Consider the following 17,459-nt stretch of genomic DNA (forward strand, 5'->3'; position numbering starts at 1 on the left):
AAAGATTTCGATGGTTCTACGAATTTTTATTTTGATAAGTTTCAATGTAAAGTAGTTTTGTATAGAAATTAGTAACTTAATAAATAAAATCTTTAAAATCAAAGTAGGAGTGATAATTCAAAATGTAATTATCACTCCTATTTTCATTTTTTATGATCTTTTTCTGACTTTATTTAAATAAGTCTTCTGGATTTGTATATGGAAGCTTTAAACTTTCTGCAACTGCTTCACAAGTTATTGAGCCAAGATACGTATTAAGACCAAACAAAAGTGCTTCATCCTTTATCATAGCCTCTCTTACACCATTATCCGCTAACTCTATTAAATAAGGTAGCGTTGCTGATTCTAATGCCAAGGTCGAAGTTCTTGGCACTGCACCTGGCATATTTGCCACAGAATAATGAACGATTCCATATTTCTCATAGCATGGATTATCATGTGTAGTGACTCTATCAATAGTTTCTATAGAGCCACCTTGATCAATGGCTACATCTACAATAACTGACCCTTTTTTCATTGATTTAACCATTTCTTTCGTTACAATTTTAGGCGCACTTGCTCCAGCAACTAAAACAGCTCCTATTAATAAATCTGCTTTCTCAACAGCTTTAGCCACATTATATTCATTACAGGTTAAAGTGGTAACTCGTCCAAAAAATATATCATCGAGATAAGCTAATCTTTCATTATTGATATCAAGTATCGTTACCAATGCACCTAATCCACAAGCTATCTTAGCAGCATTGGTTCCAACTATACCTCCTCCAATTATAACTACCTCACCTGGCATTACTCCAGGAACCCCTCCTAGTAATATACCTGATCCTCCGTTATACTTTTGAAGTAAGTTGGCTCCAATTTGTACTGACATTCTTCCTGCTATTTCACTCATTGGTACCAGTAGTGGGAGTTTTCCGTTCTTCAATTGTACAGTTTCATAGGCAATTCCTATCACTTTTTTCTTTAACAAGGCTTTAGTAAGCTTTAGATTTGCTGCAAGATGTAAGTAGGTATATAACGTTTGTCCTTCTTTGAATAAATCATATTCCTCTTCTAGCGGCTCCTTAACTTTTACAATTACATCAGAATTATTAAATATAGAGGCCTTTTCATGAATTAAATCCGCACCAGCCTTTGCATACTGATCATCTTCAAAACCACTGCCTATTCCTGCTGATTTTTCTACTAAAACCTTATGCCCTCGTTTTACCAGTGCAGAAACTCCACTAGGTGTAAGGCCTACTCTATTCTCATTATTTTTTATCTCCTTAACAAGCCCGATAATCATTATACCCCTCCTTTATATTCAAAAAAAAGGTGCACAGAAGTTCAAATTATCTGCAACACCATTGTATCTTATGCCATTAATTTATATTAGTATCTAAGTTTTTTGTATACTATATTATATTTTATCCATTTATGTTTGATACTATTATTCACCAATCTTTTCTTTTAAAAACATATTATACTGATTTAAAGCAAAATTCAGAGCTTTACTTGCTGCTACAACTTCAGCATCAACTAAATTCCATTGCTTTTTTTCAATTAGAAGCTGTAGCCTTTCTCTTAATTTATCAATATCCTTCAATAAATCTTCTAATTCTGCCATCATTGTACCTCCGTAATACTCTAACCTGACTATATCATTATACTAATTTCAGACTACTTACCCTTAGGTTTTATTAATAGAATATGTATCTTTAGTCACTCTACTGTTAAGTCAGCATACCTAAAAAATAGTTTTAGGTCTTTCTCTTTATATAATTATACAAATCGTCACTTTATTACAGATATCCCAGTTATATTTACAAAACTTAGTTGCTTATTCTATTAGCTCTTAATATAAACTAAATTACTTAGTTAGCTCTTAACTGGAGCTGTTCTATATATAGTATTGATGATTATTGCACCAATAATCCTTTCCAATTTCCAGACTACTATAAAATTTAATTAATTTAAATGAACACTTTAATATCTATTGCATATATTATATTGATACTAAAGATAAAGGAGAGATTCATATGGCATATGAACACTCAAAAGGACCTTATGATGACTATAATGACTTTGATGATTTTAACGATAGATATGCTGATCAATCTAGCCAACAAAGACATGATCACGAATTCTTAGGAAGCACACAACTTGCTGAAGAAAATGATGAAAGACACAATCACCGTTTCGCAGGAGTTACAGGACAAGCTATACCATGTGGAAGATCACATGTTCATAGATTGCATGTAAACACTGACTTTTTCGATCATTTCCATATGATAAGCATGACTACTGGACCAGCAATTGACGTTGGAAATGGTAAGCACATTCATTTAGTTACTGGATTCACAACAACTAATGATGGTCATCGTCACAGATTTATATTTACAACATTAATTGAAAGTCCATTGACTTAGAATTTTGCGGAGAGGGAAACCTCTCCTTTTTATCATAAATAAGATAATATATAAGCCCTAAAAGCTTTATTTTCAGAAAGTATATTCCTTCGACTTATCTTAATGATTCTCCACAAATATTAAAGTAATGAATAATATCTTTTTTTGTAGATAAACTAGTAACATGAGATTTTTTATACTTGTATATAACTACCATCCCAACCTATCTTTTCACTTTATTTATTTTTACTGAATGAACCTAAAAATATGCATTACAATTTAATCAATTTGCTTAACAGTTTCTGATTTCCTAAATTAAATATGCAATAGAACTATACATCAGTTAAAATACATCGATTAATAATAAACATCAACTTATTCAAAATTAATTCGAGAGGTGATTTTTATTTTAATAAATATTTTTTTAGGGCTTATCCTGCCATGGATAGTAACATTGATTATTGTTAAGGATAGAAAAATTATTTATATTACGGCTCCTTTCGCTAGTATGCTAGCTTTTCTTATTAACGATTTTGGTTTTTATTTATTTTGGAATCTTTCCCCCTTTGAATTGTCAGACCTTGCTGACACGCCATTTAATATAGGCTTATTATGTACATTTCCTTGTACTTGTATCTACATATGTAAAAAGCATAATTTTAATCCTTATTTAACTATGCTAGTAGGTGCATTATTACTAACTGCAGCTGAAGGTTGCGGTGTACTAATGGGGAGAGTTATTTTCTTTAATAATTGGAACTTATTTTTTTCATTCCTATCATATTATTTACCGCTTTTACTTTGTTATAAATACTACGCATTAGTAACAAAAAAATACTAATTTGACTAATACTCACTTTACTTAGCCATAATGTTTTTCTGTACATAGAATGCTAATCATTCATTATCAACAAATTAAATATATAGCTGAATATAATTATTTAATATTAGCTTATTTATAAGATCTAATATAAGAAAACTTACTAAGTGCAAGCTACTATTTTATTTACACATTTATAGTTTTTAACGAACTTTAGAATCTTGCTTTTTGCCATAATTAATATTTATAACTAACCTTCAATACTAGAAAAAATATAAACTCAATTATTATCTTTACATAAAATGTTGTAAACGTATATAAAAAGAGTTATAATATATACACAATTGCACACGTGTGCAAATTAACTTAATGAGGTGTTATTTATGGAAAAAGAGACTTGTTTTTATTGTGAAAAAGATGAAAGATTAGATAATTTGATGTTAAAGGTAACAAAACTTGATGTTTCAACTCTATATCTATTCAAAGAACAAACATATAAAGGCAGATGTGTTGTTGCTTATGATAATCATGTAAATGAATTATTTGAAATAAGCGAAAGTGAACTTGCCTTATTTATGAAAGATGTAGCTACAGCTGCCAAAGCAATAAAGACCGCATTTGGGGCTGATAAGATGAATCTTGGCGCTTATTCAGACAAGCTTCCTCATCTTCACTTCCACGTTGTACCAAAGTATAAAGACGGCTATAGCTGGGGTGGAACTTTCGAAATGAATCCTGCAAACAATCTTAAGCTAAGCGATGAAGAATACTCAGATATAATTGATACAATAAAGGCAAATCTGTAAGACTTCTCAGCTTACATAAAACGCACAATTGCAAATCAAATGAATATTTATAGATTTTTATAAATAACAGCCGTGCATATAAGGAATTTTCTTTTATCCTTTATGCACGGCTTTTGTTTTTCTAAATGTCATTATGCATTTTGCAACAGCCTCTTTAGAAAATAAATTTATATACTTATTACTAAATCTCTATCATTAAAATATATATTAATTACTTATCCCTTTGGCTTGTTTTTCTTTTCTTGTCTTTCACTACTTTCAGTTCTTTTAGTTCCAGTATTAGTATTTTGTTTGTTTTGTTCTTTAAAATTGCCTTTAGACTTAACCATCAATATTCACTCCTTTCAAAAAATAGCTTTTCCTTTTGAAAAGGTAATATTCATTTTTAAAAAATATAGTTAGCAGACTAATTCATATATTTATCAACATTAGCTTTATCTACTTTTTCAAATGGTATCCATATATATTTACCGTCACTAGTTAAATTTTCTATTCCTGTTAAATCATTTCCTGTTCCTAGTTTAACTGCAGCTTCCACCGCACTAATGCTTTGTCCTTTAGCAGACTGGTATACTGAAAGTTGAATACTTCCATCTTTTATAGCTTTACATGCTTCAATCGTAGCATCAACACCTAAAATAGGAACAGTTGAAGGATCAATATTACTCTCTCTTAAAGCATCCATAGCTCCAAGTGCCATATTATCATTATTTGCAATTATGCAATCAAACTTCTTTCCTGTAGTTAAAAATATTTTAATCATTTCTTTAGCTTTTTCTCTGCTCCAATCTGCATTGTCTTCAAATACATACTCAGCATTTATACCTTTATCAGCGAAAGTTTGCTTAACTGCATCTGTACGCCCTTTTGTAGCTCTATGTCCTTTTTCTCCCTTCAATAAGACAACTTTAAGATCACTCTTATTGTTAAAATAATTTAGGATATATTCAGCTTGATACTGACCAGCAACTTCTTCATTTGAAGATACATAAATATATTTATTCTTTTCTAACAACTTTTCATCTGGTTCACTATTCATAAAAACTATAGGTACTCCTCTTGCAATTCTTTCAAGCTCTAGCGCTGTAGTTGGATCTACTGGAGCACATATAATTACATTATAGCCACTTGAAACAGCTTCTTTTACTTGAGACACTTGAGTTTCTATCACTCCAGCTGCATCCTTGACATCTATTTCAATCCCTTTACTTTCCGCATAACTCTTAGCACCTTCTGCAAGTAGCTTACGATATGCATCTGAAGCATTGGAAACAGTGAATAAAATCTTAACTTTCTTATTCGAAACTGTATTGTTCCTTAAGCTACAACCTGAAAGTATAGCTAAACTAATTATTATCATTAACATTAAAGATATCTTTTTCCTCATACGTTTCCCCCCTGATTGTATTATGCAGTTTTTTAACCAATTCTTGCCTCTTACAACTTAAATATCTTAACTTGCTTACCAAGCTCATCAGCTGTAGCTGCTAACGTTTCAGCATCAAGTGCTACCTTTTCACTATTTTGAGTGGTACTATTTGCCTGAGTAACCATTACTTCAGAAGTAGCCAAAATTTCTTCTGAACTTGCTGCTTGTTCTTCAGCTATAGCTGCTACTGATGCAGCAACTTCATCTAAATTGCCTATTTTATCAATCATACCTTGTATTAGCTTGTTTGTTTCATTAATCATATCGAAAATGCTATCAAAGGTATCTGCAGAACCACTTATTAAGTAACTGCTCTCAGCTATATGCCCTGCACTTTCACGAGCTTGACTTACAGTATCTGAAACAAGTCCATTTATTCCACTTACAAGCTCTGAGATATCTTTAACTGAATCTGAGCTTGTTTTTGCTAACTTTCCAATTTCCATAGCAACAACTGCAAAACCTTTTCCTGCTTCCCCTGCTCTTGCAGCCTCTATGGATGCATTTAATGATAGTAGATTTGTCTGTTCTGCAATGCTTCCGATGACATTAACAATATTAGTTATTTCAGTTGAAGATTTTCCTACATTCCCTATAGCATCTTCAAGAGACCTTATTGAATCCCTTATGTTTGCCATAGCTATATTTACCTTCTCCATATCTTGTCGCCCTTTTTCCGAAATACTAATTGTTTCTTTCATCTTTTCATTTACATTAATACTGTCTTCTCTTGTTGTAGAAACCACATTTGCTAATGTAGTTGTATTTTGTGCTACCTCACTCACTGAACTTGCTAACTGCTCTACGGTAAGGTTTAGACTCTCCATCGATTGCGATTGAATCTTTGATGAGTCGTATAACTCTTTAGAAATTGCATTACTTCCCTCAGCTTGTACATTTAAATTAGCTGACATAATACTAATATTATTTATCATACTTCTCATGACAGTTATGAATTCTTTTACACTTTCTAACATAACTGAAATTTCATCATTTCCCTTTAACTCTACATCAACAGTAAAATCACCATGAGTCATTGCAACAATAGTGTTTGTAAGCTTCTTAATTGGTTTTATTACGATCTGTACTACTCTTTCTACTAGAGCTGCCAAGATTAAAATAGATATTATTGCGATTATAATCATAAAAGTACGAAGTTTTAATAGTTCTGCTAAGATAGATTTTGTTGGAACATAGGATACAAGTATCCAGTTAGTTCCTTCCACTTGCTTAAACGCAACCATATTATTATCTAATTCTACTGAATTGTACTCTCTCTTATCTAACTTTTCTGCAACTCCCTTTAAAAACTTGTTATCATTATTTGAATCAAGCCTGGTTGAGATAAGTGCACTATCACCATACGCCAATATTGTTTTATCGTTTTTATCTACTAGCAATGATTCTGAATTCTTCATATCTGTCAATGAGTTTACTATTATTGATATCTTATCCAAAGAAAGGTCAACTGAAAGCACCTTTATTTTACCTGATTTATCATTCAATATACCTGATGCGCTAATAATATTTTTACCTTCTGTATTCTTATAAGGTGTACCAAATGCCATGTTAATTCGTGTAATTCCCTGTTTGTACCAAGTTGAATCTAAAACATCCTTATTAGATTTGTTAGACTTTTCTGCCTTTAATAACCTTCCATTTTCATCAGCAATGTAAAATCCTTCTGGATAATTGCTGTTATACCCATAAGAATTATTTAATAAACTTTGCAATTGGCTGTCATTTAGTTGTGTGTTCTCAATTGAAGCTTTAACGGAACTAAATGATGCTAAATTTTCATTTAGCCAAGACTCAATTTGATTAACTTGCTTCTTACTAGATGTCTCTAAAAGATCATTTGCTGAATTTGTAATAATGTTTTTTGATTTAGTATAGGATATTACAATAAGCGATGAAACAGCCATAGCCATAAGCGGAATAATAATTGCAAGTAGTTTTATCTTGATAGAACTCTTACTTTTCTTTTGTGTTGTATTCATAAAAATCTCCCTTCAATAATAAAATCGTTTATTCATCCTTTTCCCCAATATAATTATCGTAATATCCACGAATAATCTTAGAGGCATTTGCACATTTTTTGATATTTTTCGACATTTTTATTCTTTTTTTATATATACCCTTCGATATTTTTTTATTTTTTATTATTTTTTTAATATACAAACAATAAATTTGCCATTTTATAGCATATAATACATTTGTTTAATTATGCCATATGCAAAGAACAGTACTTTGTACATTAACAAGTCATTTCAGTATAAGCTTTCATCTGTAAAGATATAGAAATATAATCTTCTATCTACTTTGAATAATAATTTTATGCACCAATATATGCACACTATAGATAAACCAGTTCCAAATAAAGATTTCGATGGTTCTGCGAATCTTTATTTGGATAAATTCTAATATGAAGTAGTTTATCTATATAAAGATGAACCACTTCGATCCGAAATCTATTTTTAAAACTCTCACGGGTTCTGGTGAGAAAATTTAAAAATATAAATTATATTACGAAGTGGTTAATCTATATGTATTAATAGATTCTTAAAAGTGCATTAAAGTACTATAAAGTTAAAGACCATACATATAACAGAAAACTTCCGTTATACGCACGGTCTTAACTATATATTTTAAATAGTGGAACTAGGCTATCTATTACACAAATCAGAAAAAACTCAATTTTGAATCATTTTCTCTTACTAAAACTCCATCTTCAGAAATATTTAAGGCTAAAGGTTTAATGCTAGCTTTCTCCCATTCATCATATAAATTTTTTTTATAAATATCATCCCTTAGAAAAGCAATTCCACAGTCTCCTCCTCCTGCACCTGATGATTTACCACCTCCAAACTTTTCTGCGATTGTACACAAGATTTTCAGCTTTTCTGTTTCAATATCAGTTCTAGCATTTTCACCTAACTTCTGAAGCACCTTACGATTCTGCTTAAGAGCATTAATTACTTCTATGCAATCATTCACCTCAAAGCCATTTATTAGTCTTTCTACTGCAATAGAGCTTTCTCTTAGAAACTGGTTATAAGCTTCTAAATTATGCTCCCGAAAATTTTGTATATTCCTAATCATAGGAGCTGTCGCCACTGCTGATTTTGTCCACCCAACAGCTAACTTAAGTGAAGTTGGAGGAGTTAATTTTCTAATAGATAAATTTGCCCAATCCCTTTCTACTATTTCTACTAGCTTTATCCCTTGCTCTAATTGACTTAATACCCGTTTCCCCATAAATGCTGAATATTCAAGCCAACCTCCATAAACAGCAGCAGCAATATCAGCTCCTGAACCACTCTTTTGGGATTTTAGATGAGCTATTGCTGAAAGTTTAAAAATTTTATCAAGTGAAGGCTGCTTTTTCCCATCACTATGTATCGCTAACATTGCTGAAATTGCAGCGACTACAACTGCTGCACTTGAACCTAATCCATACTTTTCCCCTGTTGAAGGATCATCAAGTTCACTTTTAATCTGCAACTCAAATGGGATAATTTTAATTGATTTTTCCTCTAAAAATTGATTCACTACAAAAATTGAGTTTTCTATAAAGTCTAGTCGTGGATCCTCAATACTAAATCGAACTTTCCCCTCATTTATTTCCCAGGCAATATCTTCTAATCCTAGTTTTGGAAGGGAGATTTTATTTTGCTTAGATGGTTCAATACAAGCTGTTACATACCTATCAACTGCAATTACCACAGACTTCTGATTTGGTTCAAGTATAGCATATTCACCTGCAATCATAAGCTTACCTGGTACTCTTACTTTATAACTTAGATAAGACATTTTTAACTCCTCTCTTAAAATATAGGTAAACACTCTTATATTCTGTATCTTTAAATCCTCTGCTTAAAATCTATCAGGATTTTGAACATGGTTTTAGCTTAAAGTTATACATCTTTAATATATTCTTGCTAAATACCTGTTAATTTTGTTATGATCCATGGAGCTGAATATAGTATCATAAATTGAACCCCATAATTCACTCCTAATCTATATAGAATTCCTCCTACTATCCCTATTAATAGAACTCCCGCAATATTTACAAATCCAGCATCAATATAAGCCAGCAATAATACCAGACTAAAGAACAGACCTAGCATTGCCTCATGTGGTATTTTGGTAAATACAAATCTGCAAATCTGCTCCGAATATTTTACAGTAATATAATATGTGATTACTAATGCCACTATAGCGCCAATAAGAGTCGCCCATACATAATCTGAATTAGACAATAAGTGGTGCATATTATTCTTTAATGTGTATACTGGCGGAGCATTAAAAAGTGGATTTGCTGGTCCAAGTGACATTGGCGATAGAGGTATCCCCAGCGCAATAAGCGGAATCAATGTTCCAGAAATATATGTTGCATGTGCTAAAGCCTCCATGCAAGAAATGGCAAGAGAAGCCTTTTCAACTGGATCCTTCGTTCGACTAGAAAATAGTTCTCCTAAAAAAGTTGTTAGTCCAACAGGACTCAATATAAAGGTCAATGAACCAATTAAAGAGGTTATAGCGCTATAAGCAGTCTCTTTTCTTGTTAGAATCTTAAATGGGTTAGGAACTGTTTTAATCTTTTCAGCCTTCTTGAAATAAATTTCCTTCTTCTCAAACCTTTTAAGGCTATCTCTTTTTCCTTTATTTAAAAGTTCAAATAGAGTTAAAATTACAGGTCCTATTGTTATTCCCAAGAAGAAAGAAATAGATACATTAGTCCCTTTAGGAACTACACCCATCCCCCAATAAAGATATCGAAGTCCTTGGATTAGAAGAGCAAATGGTACTATGGCAACAAGTGCTCCCCATTTATTTTTACTCATCAATGCTAAAAATATTGCTCCAACGAAGAATACTGGATCCCCATATTGCCTTATTACAGTCGCAAATGGAATCAATGCATGTGCAAGTAATAAGCTAACCGGAACTGAAACAATTGTACCAATGATAGAGCCTGAAGCCATCTTTCTAATGCTTGTATCTGTTAGCCCAAACTTCTTGAGCACCATAGCATGTTCTATCATTGGCGTAGACATAACTCCAGCTGGGATTCCAGCTATGGAAACTGGTATGGCATCAGTTAATTTACTTGCTACAATTGCCGATATAAAGAAAGATAATATTACTACAGGCTGTAGCCCTGACAAAACCAATACCAGTGTTACTGGCGCAATGGTTGCAGTTTCATCTGTGCCTGGGGCTGCACCAATAACAGTATATATAATTGCTGCGATAACAGCTGCTAAAATCATTTGCAGAATTAAAATAATAGTCATACTAATCCTCCTGAGTTGCTTCAATAAATGTTCTTTTCGGTTTTATTATAATGCTACAAATCACAAATCCAATTATTGCTCCCAGTAAGCCTAAAAAAAGTTGTTTAGGACGTTCTTTAGGCGCAAAAAAATATCCCCCAAATGCAGAAACACTGCAAATTACGAGAGATAGGATAAGCTCTTTTATAGAAACAAGATCCTCCCACACTTCAATATTAGTTTTTGAATCGTCATTGTTAGATGATTTTTTTATCTTATTATTAAAATTATCCATTTTACTCAACTCCTATATTAAATATTATATAATTAAGCCAAACCACATGATTTATATATAGTCCCTAGCCATCTTTTACCTCAAAATCAGTAAACAAGTGAAAATTTACTTTATTCAAAATACTTAATCCCCGAACCAGGGTGACATATAATAACATCTTGAACATCTTTCAAGCTTAACAGTGATTCGTACACTATCTTTTCATCTTCAGGTAAACATAGAACCTTAACATTTGGTCCAGCATCAATTGTAAAGTAAACATAAATCCCTGCTGACCTTAGCTTGTGGATATGTTGAATAACATCAATAGTCCCCCTTTGCCAATATAAAATTGGTGGCTTTGCCCCAAGCATAGTTGCATGCATCTTCATTGTGTTAGCTTCAACTATAATTCCTAATTTTTCAAAATCTCTAGAATTTATTGCTTCTTTTGCTTCCTCAAGATCTTTTTCAACTGTATTGAGCCATCCAGTATAAAAAGGCGAAGTTTCAACAGTTCTTTTCATCCCTTCAGTACTAGACACCTTTTTTTGCTCTGCAGCTAATAATACTGAAAGAACACTAATATCCCAAGCTTTTTCATTTAAAATCTGTTTTGCAAAAGAATCCTTTCCATCTGTTCTTATACCTTTTTGCCATTCAACAAATCCTCCATAAATTGATCTGCAAGCAGAACCTGATCCCTGACGAGCAATCATCGATAACTCCTTTTCACTTAATTGTAAGCCAAGAGCTCTTGTTGCTGCTGCAGCTAATGCTGCGAAGCCTGATGCCGAGGAAGCAAAACCCGCTGCTGTTGGAACCCTATTTTCAGAAGAAATCCTAGCATGTAAGTTAGTCCCCGCAAACTCCCTTACTTTATTAAGGAAGTTAAAAGCTTTATTTGATTCTTTATCGGTTGCCTGAAGCTCATTAAGAAAGAATATATCCTTGTAAAAACTCTTGCTAAATTCAACAGTTGTTACCGTAAAGAAACTATCTAAGGTTATAGATAAACTGCTGTTCATAGGTAAAAAAAGTGTTTCATCTCGTTTTCCCCAATATTTAATTAGTGCAATATTTGTATTTGCTATAGCCGTAGCCTTCATTAAAGTCACCCCTTTTACTACTTTAGACTATACAAGATATTTTCTTCAGTTGAAAAGTACCACACATTAGAAACTCCTGAATCCATCAATTGTGTTGCTATCACCTCTGCATGCTCTAAACTTTCCCCAAGAGCTAATATGCATCCGCCTAGACCTCCTCCTGTTAGCTTTGCCCCCAAAGCACCTGCATTTCGAGCTATCTCAACTAAATTATTTAATTCACCATCACTGACCCCAAGAATTTTAAGTTCTTCATGATTGCGATAAAGCAAGTTTCCAAGTAAATATACATCCCCTTTAAGGAGTGCTTCCCTTGCTAATTCTCCAATTGTTCCTATTTCATCTAATGAATTTTGAACTTTCTCAGTTTCAGATACATACATTTTCCTAACATTATCAACAGCAGTATGTGTATCACCATTTCTACCAGTATCAGCAACAACTATATATAAAGGAATTCCTATAACCAAAGGAACTATCTCTTTTCCCTTCTGAAACCATATTGGGTACTCACTTATTTCTGCAGCTGTATCAATGCCACTTGGTTTACCATGTGCATAGGTTTCAGCAATCTGAACAAGAGAAAATAAATGCTCTTCTGAAAGCCCTTGTTGAAATAAAGAGAATATGCTCCTTACTATAGCAATTGCAATTGCTGCACTAGACCCCAGTCCACGACCTAGTGGTATAGCAGAATCAATTCTGATTCGTAAATTTGCAAAAGGTTGATCTACGCATCTTAATGATTCCTCTATGCAAGCCTTTATTCCTTTCATTTTCACTGTCATGCTATCAATAGGACCAGTATAAATAGAAGATTCAAACATAATTGGGCCAACTGCTTTTTGAATCGTTACTCTTACCTTTAATGGAAATGGCATAGCTATAGCTGGCTTTCCATAAACAACTGCATGTTCACCAACTAAAATCAACTTACTATGTGACTCGCAGATGGCTGTCCTAGTAGAAACTGTACTCATATAAAACCTTCCTTTGCCAACTAATAAATATTAAATAGCCCTTCTCTTTTATATTGCTCAATCGCAAATAAATATCTATTGATAATAATAATTGATTAGCATTTAATTGTCAAATAATACTTATTTTCATTAAATAATTAATATGCACGTAAAAAGACGAGTATGTATACTATTTATTATTTATACATACTCATCTTTTAATTCATTTATATATAGCTATTCCCCTCATAATTACCACATTTAATTTACATTTTCATAAATTTTATTTTATCTTTACCTACATTCTTATAAGTAAATCTGTCATAGTATACTTTTTATCCTAACGATATACAAAAATCGTACTTGTCATTTAAGTTGTACATGATATTATTACTATGTCATCAAATTTAGCGTGAATAATGGAGAGGAGTAATAATTATGAAAAAAGCATTAGAATTCTTACAAGAAAGTCGTACTTTTTATTTAGCAACTACTGAAGGAGATCAACCTAGAGTAAGACCTTTCGGTGCTGTTTTTGAGTATGAAGGAAAGCTATACATTGTTACAAATAATAAAAAAGAGTGTTTTAAACAAATGTTAGAAAACCCTAAAGTTGAAATCTCTGCTATGAATAAAGGAAAATGGATTCGTTTAGCTGGAGAAGTGGCACATGATGATAGACGTGAAGTAAAAGAACTTGCACTTGAAACTATTCCATCCTTAAAATCAATGTACAGCATTGAAGATGGAGTTTTTGCAGTATTATACTTTACTAAAGGAACTGCTACTATTTCTTCCTTTACTGGCGAACCAGAAACTTTTTCACTATATAATAACTAATAAATTAAAGTCTAATTATCTAGCTATACAAAAACCACCATACTTCAAACATGGTGGTTTTGTTGCATTTAAATATACTACTACATTTTTTCACCATTGAAACGATATACTTTTGGTGATACTCCCTCAACCTTCTTGAATTGTCTTGTAAAATAATTACTATCATCAAAGCCACTTTCATATGCTATTTCAGAAATTGAAAGCTTACTTTTTCTTAACAGTAAACAAGCATGCTGAATACGCAGTCTAAGAACATAATTCATAGGAGTAGTTTTATAATTTTCTTTAAAAATTCTATTGAAATGTCTAACTGAAAGCTCTGCTTTATCAGCTAAATCCTTTAAATTAATCTGTTCCCGAAAATGACTTTCTATATATGATACTGCCTTAGCTATATTTATAACATTATCTTTAAATTCTAAACTGATGATATCATACTGCCTGGACAAAAACACCACCAGTTCCATAAAGCGAGAGTATATCATTGTCTGATATCCTTGATATTTATTTTGATATTCATTAAGCATATCAAAAATAACTTCCTTTACCTTTTCATAATCAGAAAGGGTTAGTTTAAGCTTGCTCTTAAAGCTATATTCTTTTGCTAAAAATGGTTCAATAACAAAAAGCGCCTCATAACCTGAAGATTTTCTTAGATCATTACCAACCTGGTGTAAATGTTCTGATTTATACATTATGTTACAAATTTTAAAATCGCAAGCCTCTTCGTATCCATGGAAGGTATTTTCATTTATGACAAATACGTCTCCTTTTTTTATAAAATACTTTTCTGAGTTTACAACATGAGTAGCTGTACCGCTTAATACAATAACTAACTCAGAAAAATCCCAATGATAATGTATAGGCATTTCCATATCATGCTCACCTGTTTGTATAAAGAAAGGAAAGTTATTATCTTTCGTAAAATAGTGTAAATGCATATAATCCATTTTATCGCCCTCGTTTTAATGGAAATAGTTTTAGATTAAAGTGCATGTGAAGTACAATTTATTAGTTATGAATTTTATTTTTCACTTTATTTTTATATTCATACATGCGTTTATCTGCAATTTTTATAAGCTGATCAAACTCAACTCCATCACTTGGGAAGTTAACAACCCCATAACTATAGCTACAAATTATTTTGTTTTCCCCAAATATTATCGGATTATTTTTAAACTGTTCACTCAATTCCTCAAATTTATTAATTAAGCTTTTGGAATTAACGTTGAAAAAGACTCCAACAAATTCGTCTCCTCCAAATCTTCCTATAATATCAGAATCTCCGCCTAAACTGCTCAATCCTCCTGCAAATGTTTTTATCAACTCATCTCCAGCTAAATGTCCATAATTATCATTAACAAATTTCAGTCCATTTAAATCAAAAATAGCTACAAAAAACTCCTTTTTATCTGTATTATCATTATATATATTATTGTGAAGTAATTGTTCAAAATAGCTTCTATTGTATACATTGCTTAATTTATCGTATCGAGATAAATATATAGTCTCCTCGTAAAGCTTATGCTTAGTAATAGCGATAGACGTTTGGTTTGTCATATATTCCATCAACTCTATATCCACTTCGTCGAAAATGTTATTAAATATACTATCAATATTTAAAAAGCCATAACACTTACCGTCTATGAGAATCGGTGAACTAATAAAGGATTTTATTTTTATTCCTTCTGCTGTATCTAACATACTTGCGATTTCAATCTTATCAATATCATTAAAGATAACGGTTCTATCTATAATTTCTCCATCTTTAAACCAAGCATCTTCCAATTTAATTGAAAATTTTTTGATTTCTTCTGAATTATACCCTTTTGCTACAGCTATTTTTAAATTTTCATTCTCATCTAAAAGCAATATTGAACCACAGTTTCTTTCGTCAACACAATTAATAACTTTATCTAGTATTAGTTGAAGTAAATCATTAATATCTGATATTTCATTAATGGAATAACCAATATCTAGCATTGCTTCTTTTAATGTTGATAACTTATTTATTTTTTTCCTATTCTTTTTTTGTTCTGTAATATCTAATATAACTCCAACTACCCCTTTGTCATTCCCTTGTTCATTTACAACAACTGATTTACTAAAAATAACATCATGTTCCGTTCCATCTTTATGCATAAGCTTTGATTCATAAACTTGAGTACCTTCTTCTCTCATTAAACTCATGTCTGCTTTATCATAGACTTCTGCCAATTTTTCTTCAAATATGGCATATGCAGTATTTCCAATAAGATCCTCTTTAGTAATCCCTAAATACTCTGTAAATGCATTATTACAATGATTATATACGCCATATTCATCTTTAGAATATATAGGATTGGGGATAGCATCCATTAGTGTCTCAACAAAATTCAAATTATTATATAACTTTTCTCTCTGCAATTCAAATTCAGTGACATCATTTAAAATTAGTATTTTACCAATACTTTCACCTGAAGCTTCATATATATTATTAATATTTAGCTTATAGTATCTTGATTGTCCCTTATCATTTATATTAATTAAGTTTCCATTATAAGACTTGTTATTTATAGCTTTTAGCAATGTCTTGTGTTCCTTCAACACCTCATCAATTTTTTTATCCCCGTCCTCTGTATACTTTAATTCTGAAATAATATTTTTTGACGCATTATTAAAATTAACTATATTATTTTCTGAATCCAATATTATAACTCCATCTAACATATTTGAAAAAACTTTCTCTAGTGCTATTGGAGTAATTTTTAATAATTTAAATTTAAATATAGCATAACTAGAAATTATCCCTGAAACAGAAAATGCAAGAGGACATAAATCCAATTGAAAGTGAAACACTCTCAGCATGTAAGTAATATCTAAAATCCATGGAATTATCCATGCTATTATTAAAAACAAGATTTGTTTTCTTATAATTGAAACTGCTTTAAAATAAGCTAAGATAAAAATTATTAGACCTATAACCATTATTACATATGTATAAATAATATTAACCCAATACCATGGACCACGTACAATATTTGTAATTGGAAAGATACCACTATTATTCATGTATAGTTCTTTATAAAAAAGGTGATGAAAATCATTTGTATAATTTAGTATCAATGTTATAAAAGGGATAATAAATAATAGTACTACTATATTTTTTTTAATTTTCCCCTTATGTCCATTAAATTTAAGCGCAAATAATAACCAAACTACAGGTAGAAATGCTATTCCTAAATACTCAACCTTAATCCAAAACTTTACGTTTTCAATACTTGTACATAATATTTCAAAAGCATATCCAAATGAATAAATTGATACTGGAAGTAAAGCTAAAGAAACATATATTTTGTCTCTCCTCCAGGAAAAATACCCCACATAAAGAAGTACAATTGCTGATACTATTAACACAAAACTAAACAAAATATTAACCTTCAAAAATATCACCCCAATTACCTATTATACTAAACATATACTAAAAATCTCTACCAGTGTTATACTATTTTTTTATATTTAATACATTTTACTGTATTTCAATTAAAAATATCCCGTCTAAACTTTTACGTTT

General features: G+C 31.3%; 14 protein-coding genes. 3 read left to right on the plus strand and 11 right to left on the minus strand.

What is annotated here, in order from left to right; translation table 11 throughout:
• Positions 1-169 precede the first annotated feature (169 nt).
• Positions 170-1,288: an alanine dehydrogenase gene (gene ald / locus bsdtw1_RS14860; protein WP_183278338.1), complete on the minus strand. Its 1,119-nt coding sequence runs from the start codon at positions 1,286-1,288 to the stop codon at positions 170-172.
• Between the two features lie 144 nt (positions 1,289-1,432).
• Entirely contained in the window at positions 1,433-1,609 is a 177-nt protein-coding gene (locus bsdtw1_RS14865) for an aspartyl-phosphate phosphatase Spo0E family protein (RefSeq protein WP_183278339.1), read from the minus strand.
• Between the two features lie 412 nt (positions 1,610-2,021).
• Here bsdtw1_RS14865 and bsdtw1_RS14870 point away from each other — a divergent pair, with 412 nt between their 5' ends.
• On the plus strand, positions 2,022-2,411 hold the full coding sequence (locus bsdtw1_RS14870; RefSeq protein ID WP_183278340.1) for a YmaF family protein: 390 nt from the start codon (positions 2,022-2,024) through the stop codon (positions 2,409-2,411).
• Positions 2,412-3,593: 1,182 nt separating this feature from the next.
• Positions 3,594-4,016, plus strand: coding sequence for an HIT family protein (locus bsdtw1_RS14875; protein WP_183278341.1), 423 nt, complete (start codon positions 3,594-3,596; stop codon positions 4,014-4,016).
• Positions 4,017-4,422: 406 nt separating this feature from the next.
• Here bsdtw1_RS14875 and bsdtw1_RS14880 read toward each other — a convergent pair whose 3' ends face one another.
• From bsdtw1_RS14880 to mvk, 7 genes are all read right to left on the minus strand, one after another.
• Complete coding sequence (locus tag bsdtw1_RS14880) at positions 4,423-5,403, minus strand: substrate-binding domain-containing protein (protein ID WP_183278342.1); 981 nt, start codon at positions 5,401-5,403, stop codon at positions 4,423-4,425.
• A 50-nt stretch (positions 5,404-5,453) separates the two neighbouring features.
• A complete protein-coding gene (locus bsdtw1_RS14885) occupies positions 5,454-7,445 on the minus strand; it encodes a methyl-accepting chemotaxis protein (RefSeq protein ID WP_183278343.1) in 1,992 nt (663 codons plus the stop codon).
• A 682-nt stretch (positions 7,446-8,127) separates the two neighbouring features.
• Complete coding sequence (locus bsdtw1_RS14890; RefSeq protein WP_183278344.1) at positions 8,128-9,258, minus strand: phosphomevalonate kinase; 1,131 nt, start codon at positions 9,256-9,258, stop codon at positions 8,128-8,130.
• Between the two features lie 128 nt (positions 9,259-9,386).
• Positions 9,387-10,745, minus strand: a complete 1,359-nt coding sequence (locus bsdtw1_RS14895) for a tripartite tricarboxylate transporter permease (protein WP_183278345.1) — start codon at positions 10,743-10,745, stop codon at positions 9,387-9,389.
• Position 10,746: 1 nt separating this feature from the next.
• Positions 10,747-11,019, minus strand: a complete 273-nt coding sequence (locus tag bsdtw1_RS14900; RefSeq protein WP_183278346.1) for a hypothetical protein — start codon at positions 11,017-11,019, stop codon at positions 10,747-10,749.
• Between the two features lie 110 nt (positions 11,020-11,129).
• Complete coding sequence (gene mvaD, locus bsdtw1_RS14905; protein WP_183278347.1) at positions 11,130-12,107, minus strand: diphosphomevalonate decarboxylase; 978 nt, start codon at positions 12,105-12,107, stop codon at positions 11,130-11,132.
• 17 nt (positions 12,108-12,124) lie between these two features.
• A complete protein-coding gene (gene mvk / locus bsdtw1_RS14910; RefSeq protein ID WP_183278348.1) occupies positions 12,125-13,087 on the minus strand; it encodes a mevalonate kinase in 963 nt (320 codons plus the stop codon).
• Positions 13,088-13,504: 417 nt separating this feature from the next.
• Between mvk and bsdtw1_RS14915 the strand changes: the two genes are divergently transcribed.
• The gene (locus tag bsdtw1_RS14915) at positions 13,505-13,906 is read left to right on the plus strand and encodes a pyridoxamine 5'-phosphate oxidase family protein (RefSeq protein WP_183278349.1); all 402 of its coding nucleotides are present in this window, start codon (positions 13,505-13,507) and stop codon (positions 13,904-13,906) included.
• An 80-nt stretch (positions 13,907-13,986) separates the two neighbouring features.
• On the opposite strand, the gene bsdtw1_RS14920 is transcribed toward bsdtw1_RS14915, so the two are convergent.
• Complete coding sequence (locus bsdtw1_RS14920) at positions 13,987-14,856, minus strand: AraC family transcriptional regulator (protein WP_183278350.1); 870 nt, start codon at positions 14,854-14,856, stop codon at positions 13,987-13,989.
• Positions 14,857-14,917: 61 nt separating this feature from the next.
• Complete coding sequence (locus tag bsdtw1_RS14925) at positions 14,918-17,329, minus strand: histidine kinase N-terminal 7TM domain-containing diguanylate cyclase (protein ID WP_183278351.1); 2,412 nt, start codon at positions 17,327-17,329, stop codon at positions 14,918-14,920.
• Between the last annotated feature and the right edge of the window lie 130 nt (positions 17,330-17,459).

The organism is Clostridium fungisolvens (assembly GCF_014193895.1).
GTDB classification, from domain to species: domain Bacteria; phylum Bacillota; class Clostridia; order Clostridiales; family Clostridiaceae; genus Clostridium_AR; species Clostridium_AR fungisolvens.

Excerpts from the sequence above, each read along its gene's own strand:
- bsdtw1_RS14885 (WP_183278343.1), bottom strand. The coding sequence starts at position 7,445 with ATGAATACAACACAAAAGAAAAGTAAGAGTTCTATCAAGATAAAACTA.
- bsdtw1_RS14920 (WP_183278350.1), bottom strand. The coding sequence starts at position 14,856 with ATGGATTATATGCATTTACACTATTTTACGAAAGATAATAACTTTCCT.
- bsdtw1_RS14900 (WP_183278346.1), bottom strand. The coding sequence starts at position 11,019 with ATGGATAATTTTAATAATAAGATAAAAAAATCATCTAACAATGACGAT.
- mvk (WP_183278348.1), bottom strand. The coding sequence starts at position 13,087 with ATGAGTACAGTTTCTACTAGGACAGCCATCTGCGAGTCACATAGTAAG.
- bsdtw1_RS14870 (WP_183278340.1), top strand. The coding sequence starts at position 2,022 with ATGGCATATGAACACTCAAAAGGACCTTATGATGACTATAATGACTTT.
- bsdtw1_RS14890 (WP_183278344.1), bottom strand. The coding sequence starts at position 9,258 with ATGTCTTATCTAAGTTATAAAGTAAGAGTACCAGGTAAGCTTATGATT.
- bsdtw1_RS14895 (WP_183278345.1), bottom strand. The coding sequence starts at position 10,745 with ATGACTATTATTTTAATTCTGCAAATGATTTTAGCAGCTGTTATCGCA.
- bsdtw1_RS14880 (WP_183278342.1), bottom strand. The coding sequence starts at position 5,403 with ATGAGGAAAAAGATATCTTTAATGTTAATGATAATAATTAGTTTAGCT.
- mvaD (WP_183278347.1), bottom strand. The coding sequence starts at position 12,107 with ATGAAGGCTACGGCTATAGCAAATACAAATATTGCACTAATTAAATAT.
- bsdtw1_RS14865 (WP_183278339.1), bottom strand. The coding sequence starts at position 1,609 with ATGGCAGAATTAGAAGATTTATTGAAGGATATTGATAAATTAAGAGAA.
- bsdtw1_RS14915 (WP_183278349.1), top strand. The coding sequence starts at position 13,505 with ATGAAAAAAGCATTAGAATTCTTACAAGAAAGTCGTACTTTTTATTTA.
- bsdtw1_RS14875 (WP_183278341.1), top strand. The coding sequence starts at position 3,594 with ATGGAAAAAGAGACTTGTTTTTATTGTGAAAAAGATGAAAGATTAGAT.
- ald (WP_183278338.1), bottom strand. The coding sequence starts at position 1,288 with ATGATTATCGGGCTTGTTAAGGAGATAAAAAATAATGAGAATAGAGTA.